Origin of the sequence: Paraburkholderia sp. RL18-085-BIA-A (genome assembly GCF_046027075.1) — a bacterium.
In the GTDB taxonomy this organism is placed as follows: Bacteria; Pseudomonadota; Gammaproteobacteria; order Burkholderiales; family Burkholderiaceae; genus Paraburkholderia.
In genome coordinates, this window is the sequence record NZ_JARESU010000612.1 from 1 (window position 1) to 459 (window position 459).

Consider the following 459-nt stretch of genomic DNA (forward strand, 5'->3'; position numbering starts at 1 on the left):
CGGAACGTCGTGGCTACCGAGACGCTGTCGAATACCGCATCCACCGCGACGCCTGCCAGGAGTTCGCGTTCTTCCAGAGGCACACCCAGCTTTTCATAAGTACGCAACAGTTCCGGATCGACTTCATCGAGACTCTTCGGACGATTCCTCTGCGCCATCGGCGCGGAATAATAGACGATGCTCTGGTAGTCGATCGGCGGATGCCGGACCGTCGCCCAATGCGGCTCGGTCATCGTGAGCCAGTGCCGATAGGCCGCGAGCCGCCATTCGAGCATGAACGCCGGCTCGTCTTTCTTTGCGGAAATGAGCCGGATTACGCCCTCGCTCAGCCCGCTCGGCAACGCGTCGGCCGCCAGGTCGGTCACGAAACCATGCTGGTACTCGCGACTGATCAGTTCGTCTAAACCGGTTGTAGATGCGCTCATGCATGGCCTCCGTCGGTCGTTTAGCGCGCCAGTG

1 pseudogene is annotated in these 459 nt (G+C 60.8%); it reads right to left on the reverse strand.

Annotated features, from left to right (window positions below):
- Nucleotides 1–425, reverse strand: a pseudogene (locus tag P0D89_RS54080) (Fe-S cluster assembly protein SufB); the annotation flags it as partial.
- Nucleotides 426–459: the final 34 nt, after the last annotated feature.